Source organism: Desulfobulbus rhabdoformis (genome assembly GCF_016919065.1).
In the GTDB taxonomy this organism is placed as follows: domain Bacteria; phylum Desulfobacterota; class Desulfobulbia; order Desulfobulbales; family Desulfobulbaceae; genus Desulfobulbus; species Desulfobulbus rhabdoformis.
The window spans coordinates 1-22,001 of record NZ_JAFFQA010000034.1; the positions used below are offsets into that span (position 1 = coordinate 1).

Consider the following 22,001-nt stretch of genomic DNA (forward strand, 5'->3'; position numbering starts at 1 on the left):
TTCGAAACAACCCGGACCATGACTCTTCAAGAAGTTTGCGCCTCTTGGGCCCAATGTGACCCCAGGGATCGAAAATGTGCAGCTGTTTGTGGTTTTTTACGTAAAACATTTAAGCGCCTCGTATCATGTTGAATCTACGAAGCAATATTAACATTTGTCGAAGATTTTCTCAACTTAGAAAATAAATTTTATTTTGTAAAATTAGCCAGTTAAACACAAAAACTTTTTACGAAACCATCAAGATTCCCAACAATCAATTTCATATTCACGGGCATCCTAACGCAGGGAAAAAATTTCCTGATGAAACCGCTCTTCAGGCAATCCATGCTGGCGAAAATCCTGTAAGAGCAAGCGGCCGAAATCACTGAGGCCGCAAAACCAGAGACTCGCCTCCTGCCAGTGCTTCACCGTTTCTCGAATCTGTTGCGGTGTAAGACGCCCATCTGTACGGGTGCAGACAATATGAAGATGAATATTTGCCGCCTCGGCATCCCTGTGGAGCTGCGGCAAGGTAAAAACTCCACTCTTTCAGGGTTTCTGCTCGACCGCACTGACTTCCAATCCATTGTTCCCAAGGTGAAAGTTCTACCGTTGGTTGAGAATGCCTCTCGGGCCGGTCCAGCCAGCCCCAGCCAACCATCCATTTTGTTCCTTTGGCCAGCCACCAATGGAGGATGGACAGAATAAGCCACCTATACCGAGCCACTTATGCAAACAGTACATTTTATCCAGTCCGTTCAATAAGTTCTCGAGCCAGAAGGGCCGGGTCGCCAAAAGGAGCCCCAGACTCATCATGGCAATGCCAATAATCCCTGTATACTGAACAGAGACAACACGAAATGAAAAGAAGGTAAGGGAGTGAGGCATCGGGGGATCGGCAAACAACCAGAGTACGCTTGGAGCCAAAACACTCAGCCACAGGGCCAGCTTAATAGGAAACATAGCAAAGGGGGCCATTTCTTATGGGGTGGCGCTGCCAGGAAAACAGACAGACGACGAATAGGAACTCAAAACAAATTAAGTCGATTCAAACATACCAACAAATTCTGGATTAATCACCACCAACCGTGCTGCATCAAGCTGTTTCTCGCTTTGCGGCTCTGCAACAGTTGATACACCCAGGGGCAGGATTCCGCAATACCAAGTGCCCAAGCTCCCGGTAGGCTGCAGCCTGCTTCTCATCAGGAGTCACGGATTTAGAGAATCTTGAATAATTGCTTTTTCTGCCAATCCCGCGGAGTCTGGCGCTTACCTCGTCACGCTTGAAATTTTCCCCTCGGAGGTAAGCGAAGACTCCGATATCAGCGATATACCTGCGGTAAAATTTTGCGCAATCCTTGGCCTTGATTGAAAAATCTAATTATTCAAGACACCCTTTAGTTAAAGACCTAAATCCTGATTCACCAAAACAACCTTCACCCTGCTCTTGGGAAAGGATTTTTCCGTTATAGTCCAGCTATTACAGAGACGATCGGGACTGCTGCAATCCATACAGGTCGAGGTTTTGATACAGGGCGTTTTAAAACCAGGATGACGAATGGCGTTCACCGGAGCGGCAAAGCTTTTAATCCGCTCCATGGCAGCGGCAACATCAGGCACGATTTTGTTGCGTCCGACCACCACAACCACATGTTTGGGACCAAAAGTGAGCGCTGCCACCCGATTACCCACCATATCCAGATTGACCAGTTGCCCTTGCTCAGTCAAAGCGTTGGAACCGGTAAAAAACAGATCAACCAGAAGTGCCTGCCTGCGTCGTTCAATGATTTCCTCTCGGGGAACTCCTGGCTCAAAGGTTTTGAGCAATAAAAATTCCTTCCGTTTTTCTATCTCCTCTAAAATCCCGGTGGCTCGCATGGACATGGAATCCCCCCAGGAAACGGTTGTAGCCTCCACCTGGGGTAAGATATCCTGAAGAATAATCTCCAGGGCGGACTCGGTGTTTTGGGCAAGAAAAGGCAAAAAATTATTTTTTGCCAAGGCATCCCGGCACTTTTCAAGCCGCATCTTCCAGTAGATATCGATGGATTGCTGCATACGCTTTCTTCCTGTCAAAGGTGTTGTCCCTCAAGATGACGAAACTGATGAGTGCTCACGGCTTCAGGGCTAGCTCACCAGTTTATCAAAACCGGTATAAAAAAACTGACCAAGCCCAATGGTATAGAGCAGGCACCCGTAGAGGGCATGCTCAAAACTCACCGCCAGAAGAGACCGGGTCTTAAAATAGGTCCAGGAGAAAAGATAGCCCCCCAAAAAGCTCAGCACAATGGAGAGAGGATGAAAATAGATAATATGCCCAAATCCAAAGGCAAAGGCAGAGAGATGGATAAGGGAACGTTTTCTTCGCACGACCTCACCGTAACGGTGAAAAAGAAAGGCCCGATAAATCAGCTCCTGGGGGTAAACCGCCAAGAGTGGATAAACTACCATTAAAGAAACCCAAACGGGAAAATGGTTGCGTGGGCAGTAAAAAAGAGCCTGTGGGTATATCAGGGCGGTAAACAGAAGCAAGATACAAGCCGCCACGGCAAAAACACGCAGCACACGGGGCAGATCCCGCAACCACCCTTTTTTGTTTAGAAAAAAATAATTCCTGAAGCTCCTGTTTTTATAAAGAAAAATCACCCCAACCCCACCAAGCAACAGGAGAAAAACCAGGGGAGAAGAGTGTCGGTGAAAGGCATAAAACAGGGGCGCAAGAAAATAAAGCGCAGCAAACTCTCCCCAAAGAAGAAATGGACGTTTTGAGATGTCCTTGACTGTTGTTTGCAAAAGAGACATTGCGGAAGCCGGTATATGGGAAGAGTGGTGGGCTGACAAAAAATAACGAGAACTGTAACCATACCGCTCTAGAGCTGTTTTGGAAATAGTTCAATCAGCGATAAAAGTCGTTTTCAGCGCCAACAACTTTTGTTTGATGACCTGCAGATGTTTGCATACGGAATATTCCTTGCTCAGGGATGTTCACTTTTGCTTATCCGCCCGCCATCCCGCAGTATTCTGCCCACATGCACCAGACTGGTCAACTTGATCAGTGGTTTGATTAAGAGCTGGGCACTCCCAACGATAATAAGCCAGGTCCCACCTTTGACCAGCTGATCATTTAAGAAGAAAAAACTGCCTAATAAAAACCAGACAGCAATAAAAAGATCATTGCAGGCCCCCAGAGCCTCATATCGCCGTTGGATGACTACATGGCGGTGCCCAAGGTTTATATCAAGTTCACTATTCTTACCTGATTCCACACTCCCTGCTCCCTCTCACATGGCTAATAGGAATTTTCGCTTTAGCAATGAAGCATTTACTTTTCAGGCAGAAAAAACTCAAGGGTGTTTTTAATAGTGCCCATCCAGAAACGTTCTTTTCTAAGTCTACGCTTACCTACCCAATTTCCCGGAGTCTGTTCTTTCCTCGTGTTGCTTAAAATTTGCTCCTCGAAGGTAAGCGAAGACTCCGGTATAACAAATATGCCTGCGGTTTAATTTTGTGCAAGCATGTCCCCTTAAGGGTGTCTTGAATAATTAGACTTTTCAATCAAGGTCAAGGATTGCTGATAATTTTACCACAGGTATATAATTGATATCGGAGTCTTCGCTTACCTCCGAGGATAAAATTTTCAGCATGACGAGGTAAGCGTTAGACTCCGCGAGATTGGCAGAAAAAGCAATTATTCAAGATTCCCTTAATAATAATACCAGTACCCGTGGCGCCAATAGTACCTGTAGGGATAATCGTAGTACCAGTAGCGATAAAAACGCGGTCGCCATTCCGATTTCCAACGATAGTAGGCATGTTCACTCTTTTTAGCCGCGCTTGCCTGTTTTAGTAATGTGCGGGACTCTTTATCCCCTCGCCCCGCCGCGATGGTCAGCCACTTTTCCGCCTCCTGAGGATCTGAGCCCATTTCCTCAAGTCCCGTCAGGTAGAGCCGCCCCAACGCTTTTTGGGCGCTGAGATCACCATGCTCTGCAGCCTGGCGCATCCACTGCAGGGCCTGATAGCTGTCCTGACGCACACCGTCCCCGCGAAAATAACGTAGCCCCAAATCATAGGCAGCCTTGGGATCTTTGCGGGCGATCTCTTCCAGCGCGGACACCCGCGCTTCATCCTCAGCGGGCATCGTATCTCGTGAATCAAAGCTACTGTAACTGGTCGGCACCTCATGAAATCCAGTTTCGTCATGGATGATCATGGTATCTTTGGGTGTGGACTGTACACATCCCACCAGGGCACAGCAACACAGCAGGGTCAAAGAACACTTGTATGTGATATTCATAGGTTAACTCAAGGCATCCTGAAATAATCTAGTGTCCATCCAGAAACGGTCTTTTCGGAGTCTGCGCTTACCTGCTCAATTTCGGCGTTATGCTTAAAATTTAATCCTCGGAATATTAATTATATGCCTGCGGTAAAATTTTGCGCACGCCTCGGAATCGGGGCTTACCTGAACTTGAACAAAAATCCTCATTTCTTGACGGACACAATCGAACTGCTTTACCTTTCGATTTGGTTCTGTTGCTAAAAAAAAGACGGCTTGAATGATTATCGTCTTCAAGCCGTCCTGTTCGTCAAGTTACTGATACGAGGCGAGGGAGAGAGTAAAAATTCTGTTGCCTTTCCCTACTCGTCCGTAGAGGGGATCAGTTCACTTTCAGGACTCCACCACGGCCCAATCCACCACGAACATTTTGCGCTTTGTAATTACGCAGGGAGCGAACCATACCATTGTAGGCATCAAGAAAGGCTGCGACAGTCGCTTTTCCTTCAGGGGTCTGGGTCATACCACTCAGTCTCCCCCCAACCCCACTGCCAAAAGCGTTCAATGCTGCACCATAATTAGTGGCGGTTGAGCTGCCTTCAGAGGCTGAGATCTGCACAGCAGAGCGAATATCAAACAGGGAGAGGGTCACAACAGAACTCTTCATATTCATATTGCCGGCCAAACCACCAATGGTACTGTTGAACAGACCACCTATAGATCCGGCAACATTTCCCAGGGAAGAGTTGTTTATAACGATCTGTGGTTCCATGTAATAGTCGGCAGCAACCCGTTGCCCTTTATGTTGTTTGGAGCCGGCACGATACTCTCCAGAATTTCGCTGAATGTCAGTGATGCGTTTCAGACGGCTATCGGTACGACTGTTGCTGATGGAGGTTATGACAAAGCAATTTGACTGCTGAACGGCAAGGCGCAACAAAGGCTCGATGGAGGTAATATTGGTTGCGCGGCCAAAGTCATGATACCAGCTGGAAGCCCGGCCATCATCAACGGCCAAGGTTCCCAAAGTCTCATTGCAATGCTCCAGGTTACCGGCGCCAACACTGGTGCCACCACCGGCAGAGCCTTGGATCATTGTGCCCCCACCACCTGCAGTTACACACCCTGACAGGGCAAGCCCACAGGACAAGACAACAACAGGAAATATTCGAGTCAGCCATTTCTTTTGCATGCAGATGCCTCCAGAATTTTGTTACTTTCTTAACAATATGTTTCATCAGATCAAAATATTAAAGTTGCAACAAAATATCTGGATCAGCAGACTTTGTCTAGCCCGATTACTCTTTTCTCTTCTGACTTTTCTTCCTGTCTGCAGTCAAATTCCCGCAACCCCTTGCGCTCACAGGATTCCCCAGTAAAGGAAAAAGCATGTCTGACTCCACTGAACAGCCCAGAAAAAGAGCAGCCACATTCAGCCCAGATCCATTACAGGAATATCAAAAGAGACTTTTGCTCAATCTTCTGCCGCCTTTTTCAAAAGCGCAGCTTCGATCTGTTGCATGACCTCCCCGTTACAGGGATAGTGCTGCATGGCCATTCGCAAGCCTCGTAAATTCTCACTCAGGGTGCTGAGAGAGGTACGTACACCGCCCTTCCTCACACCAAACTGGCCCAACAGAGAGTTGACGAACTTCAGACTCTCTGCATTGGCAGGATCCTTAACGCGGTCAAAGATATACCGGTGTCGCCTTGCTATGGTATAATAGGTGGTTTCTGAATGGGGAATTCGGGAAAGCTCTACGCCATAGCCGTTGACCAGTACCTCATCCCATTCTTTGATTCGTTCTATCTGGATGGGATTTTCCCCCAGACACTGGGGAGCGAGACTGGCAAGGGAAAGGACATAAAATCCAGCCAGACTGGTGGCCATAGAGGCGGTTTCCATTTTTCGCTGCATATAGTTCTTCAACTGTTTTCCCTGCACCTGCCCACCACTGAACATGGCCATCAACTCATAGATGCCGCTGTCGTTCATGGGTTGCATCATTCTGGCGATTGGCAGAGCAAAGCTTCGATCCTCTTCCCTGATGGTTTTCCAGTCATTACGATATAAGGCATTAAGATAGACAGCACCAGGATGCTCAGCTTTAAATGGTCCATCCCCGACCCGTGCCGCAAAGGCCTGTTGTTTGAGGATCGCTTTCCGTTTGGCCTGAACACGTCCAAGCTGCTGCAAGGCGCGAGAACGCGACCGTTCTTCCGGGAGAATCAAATTCGTTCCCCATTGATCCACCGCTGCCATGCTTTCAAGCTCTGCCACCTCTTTTTGCATCTTTGGCAGCAGCAGGGTTAGCATCCGCTCCCGTTGTTCCCAAAACCGCTGGAGCAGCTGCTGGACTCCATCTGTTTCAGCAAACGGGGAAAAGAGATCGCTGTTTTTCAGATACCACTGTTTCCCCGCCTGCAAGGCCCTGCGGGGGGTACTCAGGTTGTTGGCCGAAGCTGGGAAGCTGTCATTGAGATATCTGCCAAGGGGGGCGTTTGCCGCCTGATGAAAATGGCGGGTCAGATGGTCGGCATCAGCCGGTGTGAGTTTTTTCCAGCCAGCCTCCTTTTTCACCCGAGCCAGTTTTCGCAAGCCCTCAAGCGTGCCGGACCCTGCTGCCAGAATATCGATTTTTGCAGTCAGTTCGTCTCTCGCCACCTGACTAGCCACCCGAGTGAGAGTATTTTTTGCCTTCTGAGTCTCACGGGGCCACAATGCTCGCATGGGGGCTTGTCCTTGGGCGGCTAAGGCCTCAACTCCAGCCAGGCGGCCTCCAACGACAACGCTTTCCAAGGTCTCCTGCAGCCACTGATCTACAAGATCAAGAGCTTCTCCTCCAATGGCCGCGCTGATGAAATTGAGCCCATGCCCCTGAGCAGCGAATCCCTTGGCAACACTTGTGATGTTTGCCCCCCGAGAAAAATCGGTGTTTAAGCGGGTACAGTCCCGCTGCAGCGCCATCCCTAAAGCGTTGCGTTGCCCTGCATCCATGGAAAACAAATCCGCAGCAAAGTACAAACGAAACACAGAAGGACGAAACAGGTTGATCAGCTGAGTCAGTCCTTTGAAACTGCCTGCGGATGCTCCGTTTTTCTCTAACTCAGAGGCCCAGTTCAAAACGATCTCCGGACAGTTGCTCCCAGCGGTTCTTGCAGCTGATCGGGCCTGTACTTGCCGAGTCTGCAGCCTAATCTGCTGTTGCTTCAAGGCCTGCACCTGCTGGGAGAGCGCTTGCAGCCTGGACCGGTCTTTTGCCTGTGAGGCGGTCAGGATCTCATCTTGTAGGCTTAAAAGCTGTCGCTCCACACGTGCCAACTCCGGGTTTTCTCGTGCTCTCTGCTCCAACCGCAGCGCCTCCACCTGTCGCCTCTGCCGGAGCTGCAATACATGCTGCTGCTCGCGTGTGGCACGAAGCTCCTGTTGCAAAGCCTGAATCTCCTCGCGTATCTGGCCAACAGCCGCCGTATCCCCAGCCCTCGTGGCAGCTCGCAACCTGTTGTTCAGTACCTGGTAGGCGAGCGCCTTTTCCTGGAGAGCCTGCACCGATGCCTGCATGGCATCCTGAGCTTTCCAGTACTTGGCCGTATCATCCTGCGAGGTTGCAAAGGGAGCAAGTTCAGGGGGGAGAGACTCTCCCCGTACCAGATAAAAAGGAAGCATATTGGTGCCAGCGCGTCCTTCATAGATCAAAGCCATTTTGTCTCGTTCCCCAACCAGTACTGCTGTCACCGCAAACTTGCCTCGGCGAGGCTGGTTGTACTCAAACCTCAAGAGATTGATTGCCGGATATATCCTCCCCTGAACAGCTACCGTCTGTGGAACAGTCCTCCTCCTGCCCTGCAACTGGGCCGGTTCAAAGCTCAAGGTGCCTTGCAGGGGATAACTGATCCCTCCAGCCCCCTCTACCGGGGAAATGGAATCAATGGTGAACGTTACCCGATTAAACTGCTTCCCTTCTTGCTGCAGTCCAGTCCAAATTTTTTCAAAAGCAGGGGGATGTAGTGCAGCAAAAAGGACTTGAGGATCAACGAGTAAGCACCAGAAAACAAGAAAAACAACGAGGGAAGACCGTTCTCTTTTGTGAAATGGAGGGTTCATTAGAAGGTAATTCCTACCAGAATCGTCATGTGAATATTTTTATTTTATTGAGAACACTCTTTACGAACTCTTTTTGCTCGCTCAAGGTCTCCACTTGTCTTACATCCCCCGAGGAAGAGAGCTGGCAGCAGTTTCCGTGCAAGCGCCATCCGCTTTCAATCCGTCCCGTTTCTCTTTGTCCGTTTCGATTTTGCCAGAAAGACGAAAGGGATCGCCAGCGGACCAAATAAAACTGCCATAACAAGCCAATATCGTTGACTTAAGCCACCCTGCTTGGCAACATAATAACAAACGGCTACACTGATAACGGTTAGAGCTATGAGTAAATATGCAGTCATATAGCCTCTCCAGAGATAATTTTGTGATCCATTTGAACAATACAAATAACATTGTGTTTTTCTCAATGTTACAAAAGGATCGTCGCATGGAATATTTTTATAATTCTCAATATCTCCCCAGCAACGTCGATTCTCAGGGAGAAGTAAAAATTACACAATCCCTTTTCAAGCAACAATCTTATTTTTATGTTCCTTCTTCATTCCCTTGTTTACACTTCTTGTTTTCATCGCAGTTATCTCTCTCTATCAGGAAGCACGATAAGAATACATCCACCGATACATGTTGCACTGCAAGCATTCTCAACGTTTGGGAATCTTGAATAATTGCTTTTTCTGCCAATCTCCCGGAGTCTGCGCTTACCTCGTTATGCAAAAAAATTTATCCTCGGAGGTAAGCGAAGACTCCGATATCATGTATATGCCTGCGGTAAAATTTTTCACATGCCTTGACCTTGATTGAAAAATCTAATTATTCAAGACACCCGTTTCTCAATGGCAAACGATCGATTTCTGAAAACCAGCATGAATTTCTGGTGCAATGGGGCACAGGCTCTTTCGATTTTGCTCATCAGGAGCCTGATCAGGCAATAGAGACAGATATCCCCCTTTAGCTTTTTCAATATTTTTACGGCAGCAAAACGCACATTCTCCAAGCGAGGGAAACAAAACCTTCTCGGCGTTTGAAACGCTCTCGATGGATAAAGAAAATACAATGGTTACCTCCAGACAGCACAGCTCTTTCCAAAAGCCCCAGGGCTCTTTGCGGCAGATCCTTCACAACCAATTCCCGGAAATCCCCCAGGCCCGCTTGCCAGGTGGTTTTGACAGGGTGGGTGACATTGGTGTGGTAGGTATCACCCCGGAAGCGGAACCATTTGAGAGTGAGATCGGAGCGTATATCCTAAAGCAAAATGCAAATATGCGAGTCGTAGCCAAACGCGCCGGTGAATACGAGGGAGAGTTTCGCATCCGGCCGCTGGAGGTTATCGCCGGCGAGCAACGCTTAACAACGGTCCACCGGGAAAATGAGGTTGTCCTTCATCTGGACCTGGCCCAGGTTTATTATTCAGTGCGCTCAAGCCATGAGCGCAGGCGTCTTGCAGCCCTGGTTCTACCAGGTGAGCGAATCTGTGTGCTTTGCTCAGGCGTTGGGCCTTTCCCCCTAGTGATCAGCCGCCACAGTGAGGCTTCCGAGGTCATCGGCATTGAAAAGAATCCTGTGGCCCATGGCTATGCGCTCAAAAACCTGCGGGCCAATCGCAGACTCCGAAATGTCCGATTCTACGAAGGAGATGTGCTCGAAGTGTTACCCCAGCTTGAGCCTGGATTTGATCGTATCCTGATCGTGCTCCCCTACGGGGGAGAGCGCCTGCTACCTGCGGCTCTTCAAGCTCTTCGTCCCGGCGGGAGTCTCCACTTTTACGATATGCAAGCCAAAGGATGCCATACAGCGACACTGGCCAAGGTAAAGGCAGCGTCCCTCGCTTTGGGACGAGATATTCTAGTCCAGCAGGTGGTGCGCTGCGGGAATTGCGGACCAAGCGTGCAGCGAGTATGTCTGGATGGGGTTTGCTAAGAATTCGGTCCTGTGAAGCATGGGGCCAAGCACTGATAACGCCCCAGCAAAAGCAGGCCAGGCATGGTCAGCCCCCTACAGCTCTCAATTTAAAGAGTGGACAGTAAAGCAGACTACCACTTTGTGCCGCCATCTTCCTCCGAACCAATCCGCATTAAATTGCCATCCCCACACTCCTGTGCTATGTTCACGGCTTACTTTGGCGCAAAGAAGGCGTCCTTTCCCAATTCTACCTATCCAACTGGAGTTTCTTCGATGGACACCACCGGTTATGTAAAAAAACAGACACTCTACCTCGCCATGCTCGGCGCACTCATTGTAGGCTTTGTCGGCGGCGTTGCCTATTCAGTCTACTTTACCCCAGCCGCAAGTACCGCCCAGCTCAGTCAGCAGCAACAACAGCAGCAGATGGCCGAGCTCATCACTCAGCTTGAACAGGCCAGCAAAGATCACCCCGAAGAGGTCGCCACCTGGGTGCAACTGGGCCACGCCTACTTTGATTCCGGCCAGGCTGGCAAGGCCATTGCAGCCTACAACAAGGCGCTTGAGCTCCAGCCCGGCGATCTTAACGTTATGACGGATCTAGGCGTGATGTATCACCAAAACAAACAGCATAAAAAGGCGATCGAACTCTTTGACCAGGTGCTGGCTCTTGACCCCAAGCACGAACAGTCCCGCTTTAATAAAGGTGTTGTCCTGCTCACAGGCCTTAACGATCGCAAAGCAGCCCTGACCGAATGGAAAACCCTGGTCAAATATCATCCCATGGCCGCCGCCCCTTCGGGCAAGATGGTCGGTGATCTCATCGATCAACTCGAGGCCAGCCAAGACAAACAATAGTTTTTTCTTCTCTGGTGGAGCGTCTCCTGATGCTCTACCAGAGAAGCTGCCCGACCTTCTGGTATCTTGTCCCCTCCCCCTTCTCACATCCTTCTCCCAAGGTGCCTGGTTTCCAGCTTGACAGCCCCCAGCCCTCCCACTATATTCTTTACTCTTTTGTAAGGCCTGAATCCGTGACGGCGGGTGGTCACCGATTCAGACAAGAAGCTGTCTGCACGGCAGGAGGAGCCGGTAGTGCACCGACCCCGGGGGGATACAAGGTTGGTATGCGGACACCATTACAGAGAGCACATGTGGGGAGTACCATGGTATATCTCTCTATCTCGCCGCACACGTCACATCCCAAACACTCTTTAATATTGAAAAAAGGAAGACTATGAGTAAATTGATTGGGACACAGGCCATCATCAAATGTCTGCAAGAAGAGGGCGTGGATCTCGTTTTCGGGTATCCCGGTGGTGCTGTTATTGAACTCTACGACGAGCTGTGCAAAAGCTCCATACGCCACATTCTGGTGCGGCACGAACAGGGAGCCGTACATGCAGCCGATGGCTATTCCCGTGTCAGCGGCAAGACCGGTGTGGCCATACTCACCTCCGGCCCCGGTGCGACCAACGGTGTCACCGCCATAGCCACCGCCTACTGCGACTCTATTCCTCTGGTTGTCCTCACCGGTCAAGTCCCCCGTGCCCTGATCGGCAACGACGCCTTTCAGGAGGTGGACATAGTGGGCATCACCCGCCCCTGCACCAAACACAACTACCTTGTCAACGATCCCAAGGAGTTGGTTAATACCCTGCGTGAGGCCTTTTATATCGCCTCCTCCGGTCGCCCCGGCCCGGTACTGGTCGACCTGCCCAAAGACGTCATGGCCTCGCTGGTGCCCTACCCGGACAAAAAACCGGTAAGCATGCGCACCTACCAGCCCACGGTTAAACCGCATGCCCGCCAGATTGAAAAAACCTGTAAGGAGCTGGTCAAGGCCAAGCGCCCGGTCCTCTATGTGGGGGGTGGTGTGATCCTCTCCGAAGGCAGTGAGGAGCTGACCAAACTTGCCCGTCGTCTCAACATTCCAGTAACCATGACCCTGATGGGGTTGGGCGGCTTTCCCGGTACAGATCCACTCTCTCTGGGTATGCTCGGCATGCACGGCAGCTATGCCGCCAACATGTCGGTTGCTAAAAGTGATCTGCTGATTGCTGTGGGCTCACGCTTTGACGACCGCGTCACCGGACGCCTCGACGCCTTTGCCCCGCACGCAAAAATCATCCATGTGGATATTGACCCCACTTCGATCTCGAAAAATGTCAAGGTCGATATTCCCATTGTGGCGGACTGTAAAGAGGCCTTAAGCGCCATTAACTGCTGCCTGGACAAGGCCACCGACTTCAAGGAAGAAGACGTCCATGCCATGCATCAGCCCTGGGTCGAAGAGGTCCAGGAATGGGATCGGAAGCATCCGCTGTTCTATTCGGAAGAGGCCGACATTATCAAGCCGCAGTATGTCATTGAGATGCTCAACAAGCTCACCGGCGGTGAGGCAATCATCACGACCGAGGTTGGCCAGAACCAGATGTGGACGGCACAGTTTTACAAGTTCAACCACCCACGCCGTTTGCTGACCAGCGGTGGCCTGGGCACCATGGGCTATGGCCTGCCCGCCGCCATCGGTGCTCAGATGGCCTACCCCGATGCCACGGTTATCGATGTGGCGGGTGACGGATCGATCCAGATGAACATTCAGGAGCTGGCCACGGCCAAAGAGTGCGGGGCCAAGGTCAAGATTGCCATCCTCAACAACAATTACCTGGGAATGGTGCGCCAGTGGCAGGAGCTGTTCTACAACCGCCACTACGCCTCCACCGTGATGGAGGTCACCCCGGATTTCGTTGCCCTGGCCGCGGCCTACGGTGCGGTAGGCCTGCGCGCCAAGACCAAGAGCGAGGTCGAGCCCGTGATCAAAGAGGCCCTGGCCACCGACAACACCGTGATCATGGACTTTGCCATCAGCCGGGAAGAGGGTGTTTTCCCCATGGTTCCGGCGGGTAAGGCTACTACGGAGATGCTCTTAGTCTAATGGGAATCTTGAATAATTGCTTTTTCTGCCAATCCCGGCGTCATGCTTAAAATTTTATCCTCGGAATATCAGACATATGCCTGCGGTAAAATTTTGCGCAATCCTTGGCCTTGATTGAAAAATCTAATTATTCAAGACACCCTAATAGCGATGAGCAATCAACTCACATCGCCCCCAGCAACCATATCGAGACGAGATAAATATCCCACAGGATACTGACCATGAAACATACCCTGACTGTTTTACTGCGTAACCGCCCCGGTGCCCTTTCCCGCGTGACCGGGCTCTTTAGCGGACGCTGTTTTAATATTGAAAGCCTCTGCGTGGCCGAGACCTATAACCCCGAGGTCTCTTGCCTGACCGTTGTCACCCGTGGCGAGGAATCTATCATCGAGCAGATCATCAAACAGCTGCACAAGCTCATTGACGTTATCACCGTCACCGATGTCTCCGAGGGCGAGTTTGTCGAACGGGAGATGGCACTGATTCGGGTCAAGGCCGAATCCCATACCCGTGCCGAGGTGCTGCGGGTCATTGATATTTTCCGTGGAAAGGTGGTCGATGTCAGCCCCACTTCCTATGCCGTCGAGATCACCGGTCCCGAATCCAAGATCAAGGCGGTTATCGATATTCTCCGCCCCCTGGGCATCAAGGAGATTGTCCGCACCGGCAAGATCGCCATGGCCAGAGCACCGAAAAAATAACATCCCCCCATAACAGCGGGTGGTCACAACTGAAGGGCATCTTGAATAATTGCTTTTTCTGCCAATCCCGGCGTCATGCTTAAAATTTTATCCTCGGGATATTACTTATATGCCTGCGGTAAAATTTTGCGCAATCCTTGGCCTTGATTGAAAAATCTAATTATTCAAGACACCCTAAGCGCTCACTGGTCCGGGAATGAGCCCCAGCTTCTGGAGCCTGGATTTCTCTCAAGAAATTCAGGCTCCCTGGCAGAGAGGGGAAGATGATGTGCAAGATCTCCTTGCCGAACCTGTTTATTTTTCGTACTCTGATTCCTATTCATTATCCTCCAGGCGCACCTTCGACCGGCTATTCTGGTCATTTTTCCTTTACTCATTCCTCCTGAGCCGTTCACTCGGTCTATGCATTGACTTATGGAACCCGCACAGCAATCAACCAATCGGATGTACATTGTGCCCTGCATGCTGACTATCTGCAGCCTGTTCAGTGGTTTTTACTCCATTGTCTCTTCCTTTAACGGTCATTTTTTCGCCGCTGCCATTGCTATCTTGGTGGCAGGGGTCTTTGATATGCTCGATGGCCGTGTTGCCCGCATGACCGGCTCCACCTCCACCTTCGGCATGGAGCTTGACTCACTCTGCGACATGGTCGCCTTTGGTGTTGCTCCCGGTCTGCTTGCCTTCCTCTGGGCCCTGACCCCCTATGGTCGTTATGGATGGCTGGCCGCCTTTCTCTATGTGGCAGCCACGGCCCTGCGTCTGGCACGGTTTAACGCCCAGGCCATTGATAATCGGGACTCTAAAACCAGCGCAACCAGCAGCGACTTCACCGGACTCCCCTGCCCTGCGGCCGCAGGCATGATTGCCACCTCGGTGATGTTCAGCACCTATGTTTTTAAAACCACCGATACCGTACAGAACATCACCCTTTTACTGCTGGTCTACCTGCTTTCTTACCTCATGGTCTCCAGCCATCGTTACTTAAGCTTCAAGCACGTTGAGATTGCGCGCGAAAAACGATTTCATGTATTTATCGGCCTGATCCTACTCTTAATCCTTCTGGCGAGCGAACCGCCCATTACTCTTTTTGCAGCCTCTCTGATCTATATTTCTTCAGGCCTGGTTCTGGCGCTGCGAGAACGCTCCCGGCGAAACAAACGCAAACAGGTCAAACAGGAAAAACTGCCCTGATTGCTTACTCTCCCTCTCATCTTTGGTAAACTGCGGTGCGTATTACCGGTGGCAGTGCCCGAGGGCGCAAACTTACCCCCCCTAAATCAAGCCAGATTCGTCCCACCTGCGACCGGGTTCGCGAAGCGCTGTTCAATATTCTCGGGCCACGCATAGCGGGAGCCAGGGTACTGGATTGCTTCGCGGGCACCGGAGCGCTTGGCATTGAAGCCCTGAGCCGAGGCGCGGACTTCGCTCTCTTTGTCGATCAAAGCCTTGAGGCGGGGCGGCTGATTGAGTCCAACCTCCGTTCCACCATTCAATCGCCTCAGGCCTCTTTTGAACGGCTCAACCTCGCCACAACGCCTACGCTGCGGCCACTGACACACCACCTGCCTTCAGGGCATGGGTTTGATCTGATTATGATGGACCCCCCTTATCGTAAACGCCTGGCCCTGAGAGTACTGGAGCTGATTGAGAGAGATGAGCTGCTTGCTCCGGATGGGCTGGTGGTGGTGGAAGAACAGGTCCAGGAGGAACTCCCGCAGGCTGTCGGCAGCCTGGAACTTGCCGATCACCGCAGTTATGGGGAATCCGGGATCTGGCTGTACACCTTTTCGTAATTTTCAATCTCAAATACCGCAAACTTTCTATGAACGAACAAACAGGTTCCAGCGCGGCAACAACGCCTGAAGGTAAGCACAGAATCGCCATTTATCCCGGCACGTTCGACCCGATAACCTTTGGCCATATGGATATCATCAAGCGTGGCCTGGAACTCTTTGATAAAATAATCGTTGCCGTGGCTGTCAACGCTCAAAAAACGCCCCTCTTTGACCTGGAAAAGCGTTGTGCAATGATTCGTGAATGTTTCAAAGGGCAGGAAGACCGGGTGGAAGTCGGCTCCACCGAAGGGCTCATCGTAGAATATGCCCTGCAAAAGGGGGCCGGGACGATTATCCGTGGGCTTCGGGCTATTTCCGACTTTGACTATGAGTTCCAGCTTGCTCTGATGAACCGCCGACTGGAACGAAGCGTGGAAACGGTCTTTCTCATGACCGGTTTCCGTTGGATTTATATCAGTTCAACCGGCATCAAAAATGCTGCGCGCTGCCAGGGGAATATTAGTGGCCTGGTGCCTAAACACGTTGAGAAAGCACTGAAGGCAAAATTCATCCATGGTTGCCAATAACCCCCGCAAAGATTCCCGTGTGTCCCAAGGGCGCCGCACCATCCTGACCCGTGGGGTACAGTGGCTGGGGGCGCTTCTGGCAGCCACCATTCTCTACCCGCTGCTGCGTTTTACCGGGCACAAGATCCCTTCAAAGCCGCGACTGATAGAAATTGCGGCTCCTCTGCCGCTGAGTGGAGTGCATATTCATCACGACTTCCTGCTCTTTGCAGGTGAGGGAGAGGAGCAACCGCCCCACGCGGTTTCCCGTATCTGCACCCACCTGGGCTGCCGGGTCAATTACCAGGAAGACAAGAAACTCATTGAATGCCCCTGCCACCAGAGCCGGTTTACGCCACTCGGGGTGCGTATCAGCGGCCCGGCGGAAAAAAACCTGCCCAGCTATGAGGTCAGTCTGAAAAAGGATGCCGAGGGGCGAATTACCACCTACGTGGTGCACCTCTAATGGCCAGGAACACGCTTTTGCCGCCCCTTCATCCCCTCAATTGGGTACGTGGCTACACCTGGGGAGGGGCCTCGCTGATCAGCCTCTTTCTCTCCATTCTCTCCGGAATAGTAATCGGACTCCAGTACGACCCGTCGGATCCCTGGTACTCCACCTCGACCATCGAACTGGTGGCCCCCTATGGTTCCTTCTGGCGCGCCCTGCATTACTACTCCAGCCAGGCATTTTTTCTGTTCCTGATCGCCCATCTAACCGTGGTGCTGTGGAAGAACGAGGCCAACTACAGCCGCAGCGCCTGGATTCGGCTCTGTTCCACCCTGCCCAGCGGGTTACTGCTGCTCTTTACCGGCTATGTACTGCGGGGGGATGCCACCGGCGAGGCTGCGGGCGCCATTGCAGAGCACATCTGTCTCTCGGTGCCGCTTATTGGCAACCAGCTCAATGAACTCTTTTTCGATCTGGCCGACAGTGGCCTGCGGAAAGTCTATATCCATCATGTGATTGGGCTGGTTATCCTGGGAGGGGTGGCGGCCTGGCCGCACCTGCGCCGCTACACAGCCCGTTGGCGCAATCACCTGCTCCTGATACTGGCGACAATAGCGATTTCAGTCCTGGTACCAGCCCCCATGGAACCTGCCCGCTTTGGCCTACTCTTTATTGCCGGCCCCTGGTTTTTTCTGGGCTTGCAGGAGTTGCTGCGCTACTGGCCCCCCTTTCTCGCCGGAGTGGTGATACCGCTTGTGCCCGTGATCCTGTTGCTCTGGCTTCCCCAGGCCTCCCGGCTGCGAAAAAGGGTTTACCTGGCAATTTGCCTGTGGCTGGTACTGTACGCAGTCTTGACCGCTCTTTGTATCCAGCGTATTTGACGAACTTGAATCCACTTTGCCTCAGTCCACCCGCAGCAGATGCAAGCGCTCGGGTGCCAGAAACCGGTCCAGCAGCACCCCGCCATCAAGTTGCCCGCAGAAAGAGCCCGCCGCACCTGCGACCTGGTCGTATATTTGCTCTAGTCGCTCACCGTAGCGTTCAAGCGTATACTGGCGCTGTAATATCTCCTGATTTTTATTGAGCGCAGCAGCCATCGTGGCTGAGTCCGGTAAGTCTGCAGGGCTCACAAGCGCAGCCTGTGCCTGGTGCCCGACCACCTGGCTCAGCACATCCTCCTGCATGGGCTCATCCAGCCTACCAAAATCAATGCGTCCGTCCTTGATCCAGGCCTGGAGACAACGCTCAAGGTCATCCTTTCCTGGTTGCCGCCCATAGGCGGCCAGGTTTCTGCACAGCCCACTTGCGGCCGCCTTTCGCACCCGCTCCTCGCCGAGCCAATCCAGTGGAACCGTCAACTGATCATAACAGCCGGGTAGTTCAAGCGCATCAATGGCAAACTGGCGAGTTATCTCAACAAGGTTTCGGCCACAGACCGGGGTTGTCTGGGTCCAGGGCTCCAAAAAAGCCATCCCAAATCCCTCGGCCACACTGGTGGTCATGGCCATATCCGCAAGGCGTAACAGATCGATAAAGCCATAGCCGTTGGGGCCGACCAGTTCGAAATGCACGGGCAAACCGAGCTCGGCTGCAATCTGCTTCCAACGCTGATAGCGAGGCTGCTCAAGCGGGTTTTCCGGTGCTGAGGTGGTCGCAAACCAGGTTGTCTCACCAACCAGTGCAGACCAGAGTAAAAACTCGCCCAGATTCTTCCGGCGAATTGCTCTGGTGGGATACAGCCAAAGGGGCAGTTTACCCGGCAGGGGGGCTTCCGCAAGACTCGGTTTCCCCAGATCCACAGGATTGGGCAACAGATGGAGCTGCGGCTCATCAAGGCCGGCCTCCTGCAGATAACAGTGATCACGGGTATTGAGGACCGCATAATGCACATGGTCCCCCTGTGGATAAAGTTGCGAGGCAAGGAGATCACACTGCCCACCTGCCATTTGCTGCAACATGGCCCTATAGTTGGCCGGGCGCCCATCCTCTGCAAAATCGTGGATATGAAAAAGAAAATGTTCCCCCTCGCTGGCCATCTGCCGTAGAGCAAGCGGAAGCAGCAAACTTTTTCCCAACGAATGATTGTGCACATGCCAGAGATCCGGCGCGCCCCCCAACGCCTCTGTTGCAGCGCTGCGCATCTGCTCCGTCAGCGCTTGAACACTGAGTTTTGGCCGATCGAGTTCATATTGCAGCCCGGGAACCACGCGATATGTTCCGCTGATATTGAAACCTGGCTCTTTCCCGGTGAGGACCATGCACTGAATACCACGGGCACGCAGGGCTTTGAGTACATGACAGATAATGCGGGTCACACCGCCGCTCTGCAAATGATAGTGAACCAGGGCCACCCGCATGCTTAATTCTCCACCAGTTGTCTTTGCGGCGTTGCTTGTTCCCCGCGGCGTTGCCGATATTGGCTCAGCTCGATCATGGGGGGCCGCTCATTTTCAGGTAAAAAAAGCTCGTGCTTTACATGGCTACCGTTTTGATACGCATACTGAACCAGGGGAGCAAGCTGCTCTGGCTGCCACTCCAAAGTCCCCTCTTGCTTCAGCCGTCGATATAACACCTGCAAAATGCCATAGGCTGCCTGTCCCAGTTGCCCATTGGAGCGCAGCCTGTGGCACCGACTTCCCAGATCAGTCTGCGCAAAGAGAGAAAGGCCATGGTGTGTGGACAGGTCAAGCAGATGCGCCAGCTCCACTCCGTAGCCCACCGGAAAGGTGAGCTGCTCAAGCAGGCTGCGCCGGGCAGCATATTCACCCCCCAGTGGTTGAATAAAAGTCGAGAGATGAGGATAATGCAGGGCCAAGAGAGGCCGTACCAGAATTTCCGTCAGTCGGCCCCCCTGCTCGCAGGACTGCGTCTCTTGCTGCGCAGCTATACCTTGGGGACGCGTGTAAAAACCTTTGACATAGCCAATGCGCTGATCTCCGAGCAGCGGCCCCAGCAATCCGGTAACAAATCCAGGGTGTAGGTTGCTCAGGTCCCCATCAACAAAGACAAACAGGTCACCTTGCAGCTGATACAGGGCTTTCCACAGATTTTCTCCCTTGCCGACCTGAGGGCCAAGTTCCGGAAGAATGGCAGATGCCAAATAGACATCCGCCCCAGCCGCAGTGGCCAACGTTTGCGTCTGATCGGTCGAGCCTGAGTCAATCACCGCGATCTCATCGACAAGTCCAATTTTATCCCGCAGGTCAATAAGTCGCGTCACCACCTGTCCAATGGTTTTGGCCTCATTGAGCGTGGGAATGCAGAGGGAGATACAAAGCCCCTGTTGCCGCTTTTGCTCCACAAGCGTTGCCACTTGGGCAAACTGTTGATAGTGGAACAGTGGTGGCTGACGCTGTTTGCTGATAGAGCCCATGGACCTCCCTGGCGAGCACACAATAAACGGCAGGAACTTATCTCGATTTTTAAGTCATTTCGATTATATGAGCGACTTGCCCCGAAAGTCAAGCAAGGCAGGATAGGAGCTCCCTGAGTATATCCAGAATACTCTGCTGTTCAGCTCTCCCCCGCTGTCAGGGATTCAGGAGTCTCATTTGCAGGGCAGATGGAACGAAATAGAGTCGCTGGTTACGCGCCTGGTTGGATGAAGAGTAGGTTAGAGGCGCCCGTGACGAATAATAGAGAGCAGCAACCAGAACCCCATAATCCCCGCCACTAGAAACCCTAAAAGACCAATCACCGGAATACTGTGCCAGCGCGGCGGAATGTCTGAGAGAATAATGAGTGAGCTCCCCACGATAAGTGCTGCAAGCACAATGGCAAAGCTGATCCGGTTGGAGACCCGGTCCAGGGTCACGCCCAACGCCTTCAATCCTCGATGCTCAAACTCGAGCCGCATTCGCCCCTTGCGCAGCTGCTGGAGAATGGTATGGAGGTCATCAGGCAACTCACGGAAAAGATTGAGATACGAAGAACCGGTGTTGCTGATCTCCTCGGCAATACGTCCCGGCCGCATCCGCTCCAGACGAATGCGGCGCATAAAGGGTTTAGCCTGACGAATCAGCTCCAACTTGGGATCAAGCATCAACCCCACACCTTCCACTGTACTCAAGGCCTTCATCATCAGATAGAGGCTCGGCTTGAAACTCAGCTTATGACGGGAGACCAGATCAAGCAGATCCTGCAGAATCTTCCCCGCCTCCAGCTCCCCCAAAGGCCGGTAGAGATAGAGATCCATCAGATTGCCCAGATCCTGCCCCAGCCCATCGCGATCAACCTCACCAAGCTGAACGGTGAGCTTCAGCACACCGGTGACCACCTTCTGTTCGTTCCCGGCCACCAGATCAAGCACCAGATCGGTAAAGTCTTCCCGATCCCTGAGTGAGAGCCTGCCCATCTGCCCAAAGTCGAGAAAGCAGATCACATTGTCTGGCAAAATAAAGATATTGCCCGGGTGCGGGTCGGCATGAAAGAAGCCATGCACAAAGATCTGCTCCATCACCAGATCGGCCCCACGTTTGGCAATCAGGGTGAGATCATACCCCTGCTCGCGTAAGGTATCCACTTGTGAGGCCTTGATCCCTTGCACATGCTCCATCACCAGAAGCCGTTCGGTGGAGAGCTCCGGATAAACCTCGGGCACATGAATATCGCTGTTCCCCTCAAACTGCTGGGAAAAACGCTGAATGTTGGCAAGCTCAATGGAAAAATCAATCTCACGGCTGAGACTGCGGGCAAACTCATGGACAATGGCCATGGGCTGGTGCCCCTGTACCTCCTCCAGATACTGCTCCATGAGTTCGGCGATATGGGCAAGAATCTCCAGGTCTACTGCGATGATGTTTTCAATCCCAGGCCGCTGGAGCTTGATGACCACGGCAGTACCGTCATCCAGGGTGGCCTGATGGACCTGACCGATGGAGGCTGCAGCCAGGGGCTCGACATCAAAGGTGGGAAAAATCTCCTCTGGCGCTCGCCCCAGTTCCTCTTCAAAAATCGCTCGAACTTCCTCTCCAGAGAAGGGGGGAATATCGTCCTGAAGCTTAGAAAGTTCGCCCAGAAAGTCGGCGGGTATCAGATCCGGACGGGTGGAAAGCAGCTGACCGAGTTTGATAAAGGTGGGACCCAGTTCTTCAAAAACCAGGCGCAGTCGTTCAGGACTGGAAAGCCGCGAGAGTTGCTCACGCGGCTTTCTGTTAATCATCTTCAGGCCGGATTCGAGGTACTGATCGATATGCAGCCGCTCGACCACATCGCTGAACCCGTATTTAAATAGCACCCGTAAAATGCGGTGATAACGATTCAGATGTCGGTAGGTGCGACCGATGGCACCAAGTTTACGAATACTGAACAT

General features: G+C 52.2%; 20 protein-coding genes. 9 read left to right on the forward strand and 11 right to left on the reverse strand.

Going from position 1 to position 22,001, the window contains the following annotated elements:
• Positions 1–276: 276 nt before the first annotated feature.
• The 8 genes from JWJ90_RS16270 to JWJ90_RS16305 form a co-directional block, all read right to left on the reverse strand.
• Complete coding sequence (locus JWJ90_RS16270) at positions 277–510, reverse strand: hypothetical protein (protein ID WP_205228268.1); 234 nt, start codon at positions 508–510, stop codon at positions 277–279.
• Positions 511–585: 75 nt separating this feature from the next.
• Complete coding sequence (locus tag JWJ90_RS16275) at positions 586–942, reverse strand: ferric reductase-like transmembrane domain-containing protein (RefSeq protein ID WP_205228269.1); 357 nt, start codon at positions 940–942, stop codon at positions 586–588.
• Positions 943–1,380: 438 nt separating this feature from the next.
• Positions 1,381–2,037, reverse strand: a complete 657-nt coding sequence (locus JWJ90_RS16280) for a lactate utilization protein (protein ID WP_205228270.1) — start codon at positions 2,035–2,037, stop codon at positions 1,381–1,383.
• 69 nt (positions 2,038–2,106) lie between these two features.
• Entirely contained in the window at positions 2,107–2,430 is a 324-nt protein-coding gene (locus JWJ90_RS16285) for a CPBP family intramembrane glutamic endopeptidase (protein ID WP_205228271.1), read from the reverse strand.
• A 524-nt stretch (positions 2,431–2,954) separates the two neighbouring features.
• A complete protein-coding gene (locus JWJ90_RS16290) occupies positions 2,955–3,245 on the reverse strand; it encodes a YrhK family protein (protein WP_205228272.1) in 291 nt (96 codons plus the stop codon).
• 437 nt (positions 3,246–3,682) lie between these two features.
• Entirely contained in the window at positions 3,683–4,276 is a 594-nt protein-coding gene (locus JWJ90_RS16295; RefSeq protein ID WP_205228273.1) for a tetratricopeptide repeat protein, read from the reverse strand.
• Between the two features lie 364 nt (positions 4,277–4,640).
• A complete protein-coding gene (locus JWJ90_RS16300) occupies positions 4,641–5,450 on the reverse strand; it encodes a hypothetical protein (RefSeq protein WP_205228274.1) in 810 nt (269 codons plus the stop codon).
• Positions 5,451–5,732: 282 nt separating this feature from the next.
• Positions 5,733–8,363 (reverse strand): hypothetical protein, encoded by a 2,631-nt coding sequence (locus tag JWJ90_RS16305; RefSeq protein ID WP_205228275.1) that lies wholly within the window; start codon positions 8,361–8,363, stop codon positions 5,733–5,735.
• A 1,050-nt stretch (positions 8,364–9,413) separates the two neighbouring features.
• Here JWJ90_RS16305 and JWJ90_RS16310 point away from each other — a divergent pair.
• From JWJ90_RS16310 to JWJ90_RS16350, 9 genes are all read left to right on the forward strand, one after another.
• On the forward strand, positions 9,414–10,277 hold the full coding sequence (locus JWJ90_RS16310; protein WP_205228276.1) for a class I SAM-dependent methyltransferase: 864 nt from the start codon (positions 9,414–9,416) through the stop codon (positions 10,275–10,277).
• 255 nt (positions 10,278–10,532) lie between these two features.
• Positions 10,533–11,117, forward strand: a complete 585-nt coding sequence (locus JWJ90_RS16315; RefSeq protein ID WP_205228277.1) for a tetratricopeptide repeat protein — start codon at positions 10,533–10,535, stop codon at positions 11,115–11,117.
• A gap of 376 nt (positions 11,118–11,493) precedes the next feature.
• Positions 11,494–13,194 carry a biosynthetic-type acetolactate synthase large subunit gene (gene ilvB, locus JWJ90_RS16320; protein WP_205228278.1) on the forward strand — a complete coding sequence of 567 codons (1,701 nt, stop codon included), beginning with the start codon at positions 11,494–11,496 and terminating at the stop codon, positions 13,192–13,194.
• 221 nt (positions 13,195–13,415) lie between these two features.
• The gene (gene ilvN / locus JWJ90_RS16325; protein ID WP_205228279.1) at positions 13,416–13,898 is read left to right on the forward strand and encodes an acetolactate synthase small subunit; all 483 of its coding nucleotides are present in this window, start codon (positions 13,416–13,418) and stop codon (positions 13,896–13,898) included.
• 414 nt (positions 13,899–14,312) lie between these two features.
• Positions 14,313–15,089 carry a CDP-diacylglycerol--serine O-phosphatidyltransferase gene (gene pssA, locus JWJ90_RS16330; RefSeq protein WP_205228280.1) on the forward strand — a complete coding sequence of 259 codons (777 nt, stop codon included), beginning with the start codon at positions 14,313–14,315 and terminating at the stop codon, positions 15,087–15,089.
• Positions 15,090–15,124: 35 nt separating this feature from the next.
• Positions 15,125–15,691, forward strand: coding sequence for a 16S rRNA (guanine(966)-N(2))-methyltransferase RsmD (rsmD, locus tag JWJ90_RS16335; RefSeq protein ID WP_205228281.1), 567 nt, complete (start codon positions 15,125–15,127; stop codon positions 15,689–15,691).
• Positions 15,692–15,720: 29 nt separating this feature from the next.
• Positions 15,721–16,260: a pantetheine-phosphate adenylyltransferase gene (gene coaD / locus JWJ90_RS16340; RefSeq protein ID WP_205228282.1), complete on the forward strand. Its 540-nt coding sequence runs from the start codon at positions 15,721–15,723 to the stop codon at positions 16,258–16,260.
• Positions 16,247–16,705, forward strand: coding sequence for a Rieske (2Fe-2S) protein (locus tag JWJ90_RS16345; RefSeq protein WP_205228283.1), 459 nt, complete (start codon positions 16,247–16,249; stop codon positions 16,703–16,705). Before coaD ends, JWJ90_RS16345 begins: the two co-directional genes overlap by 14 nt.
• Positions 16,705–17,571 (forward strand): cytochrome b N-terminal domain-containing protein, encoded by an 867-nt coding sequence (locus JWJ90_RS16350; RefSeq protein WP_205228284.1) that lies wholly within the window; start codon positions 16,705–16,707, stop codon positions 17,569–17,571. Before JWJ90_RS16345 ends, JWJ90_RS16350 begins: the two co-directional genes overlap by 1 nt.
• Before the next feature lie 21 nt (positions 17,572–17,592).
• On the opposite strand, the gene JWJ90_RS16355 is transcribed toward JWJ90_RS16350, so the two are convergent.
• The 3 genes from JWJ90_RS16355 to JWJ90_RS16365 form a co-directional block, all read right to left on the reverse strand.
• The gene (locus JWJ90_RS16355; protein ID WP_205228285.1) at positions 17,593–19,047 is read right to left on the reverse strand and encodes a glycosyltransferase; all 1,455 of its coding nucleotides are present in this window, start codon (positions 19,045–19,047) and stop codon (positions 17,593–17,595) included.
• Positions 19,048–19,049: 2 nt separating this feature from the next.
• Positions 19,050–20,063: a glucosyl-3-phosphoglycerate synthase gene (locus JWJ90_RS16360; protein ID WP_205228286.1), complete on the reverse strand. Its 1,014-nt coding sequence runs from the start codon at positions 20,061–20,063 to the stop codon at positions 19,050–19,052.
• A 240-nt stretch (positions 20,064–20,303) separates the two neighbouring features.
• The gene (locus JWJ90_RS16365; protein ID WP_205228287.1) at positions 20,304–22,001 is read right to left on the reverse strand and encodes an ABC1 kinase family protein; all 1,698 of its coding nucleotides are present in this window, start codon (positions 21,999–22,001) and stop codon (positions 20,304–20,306) included.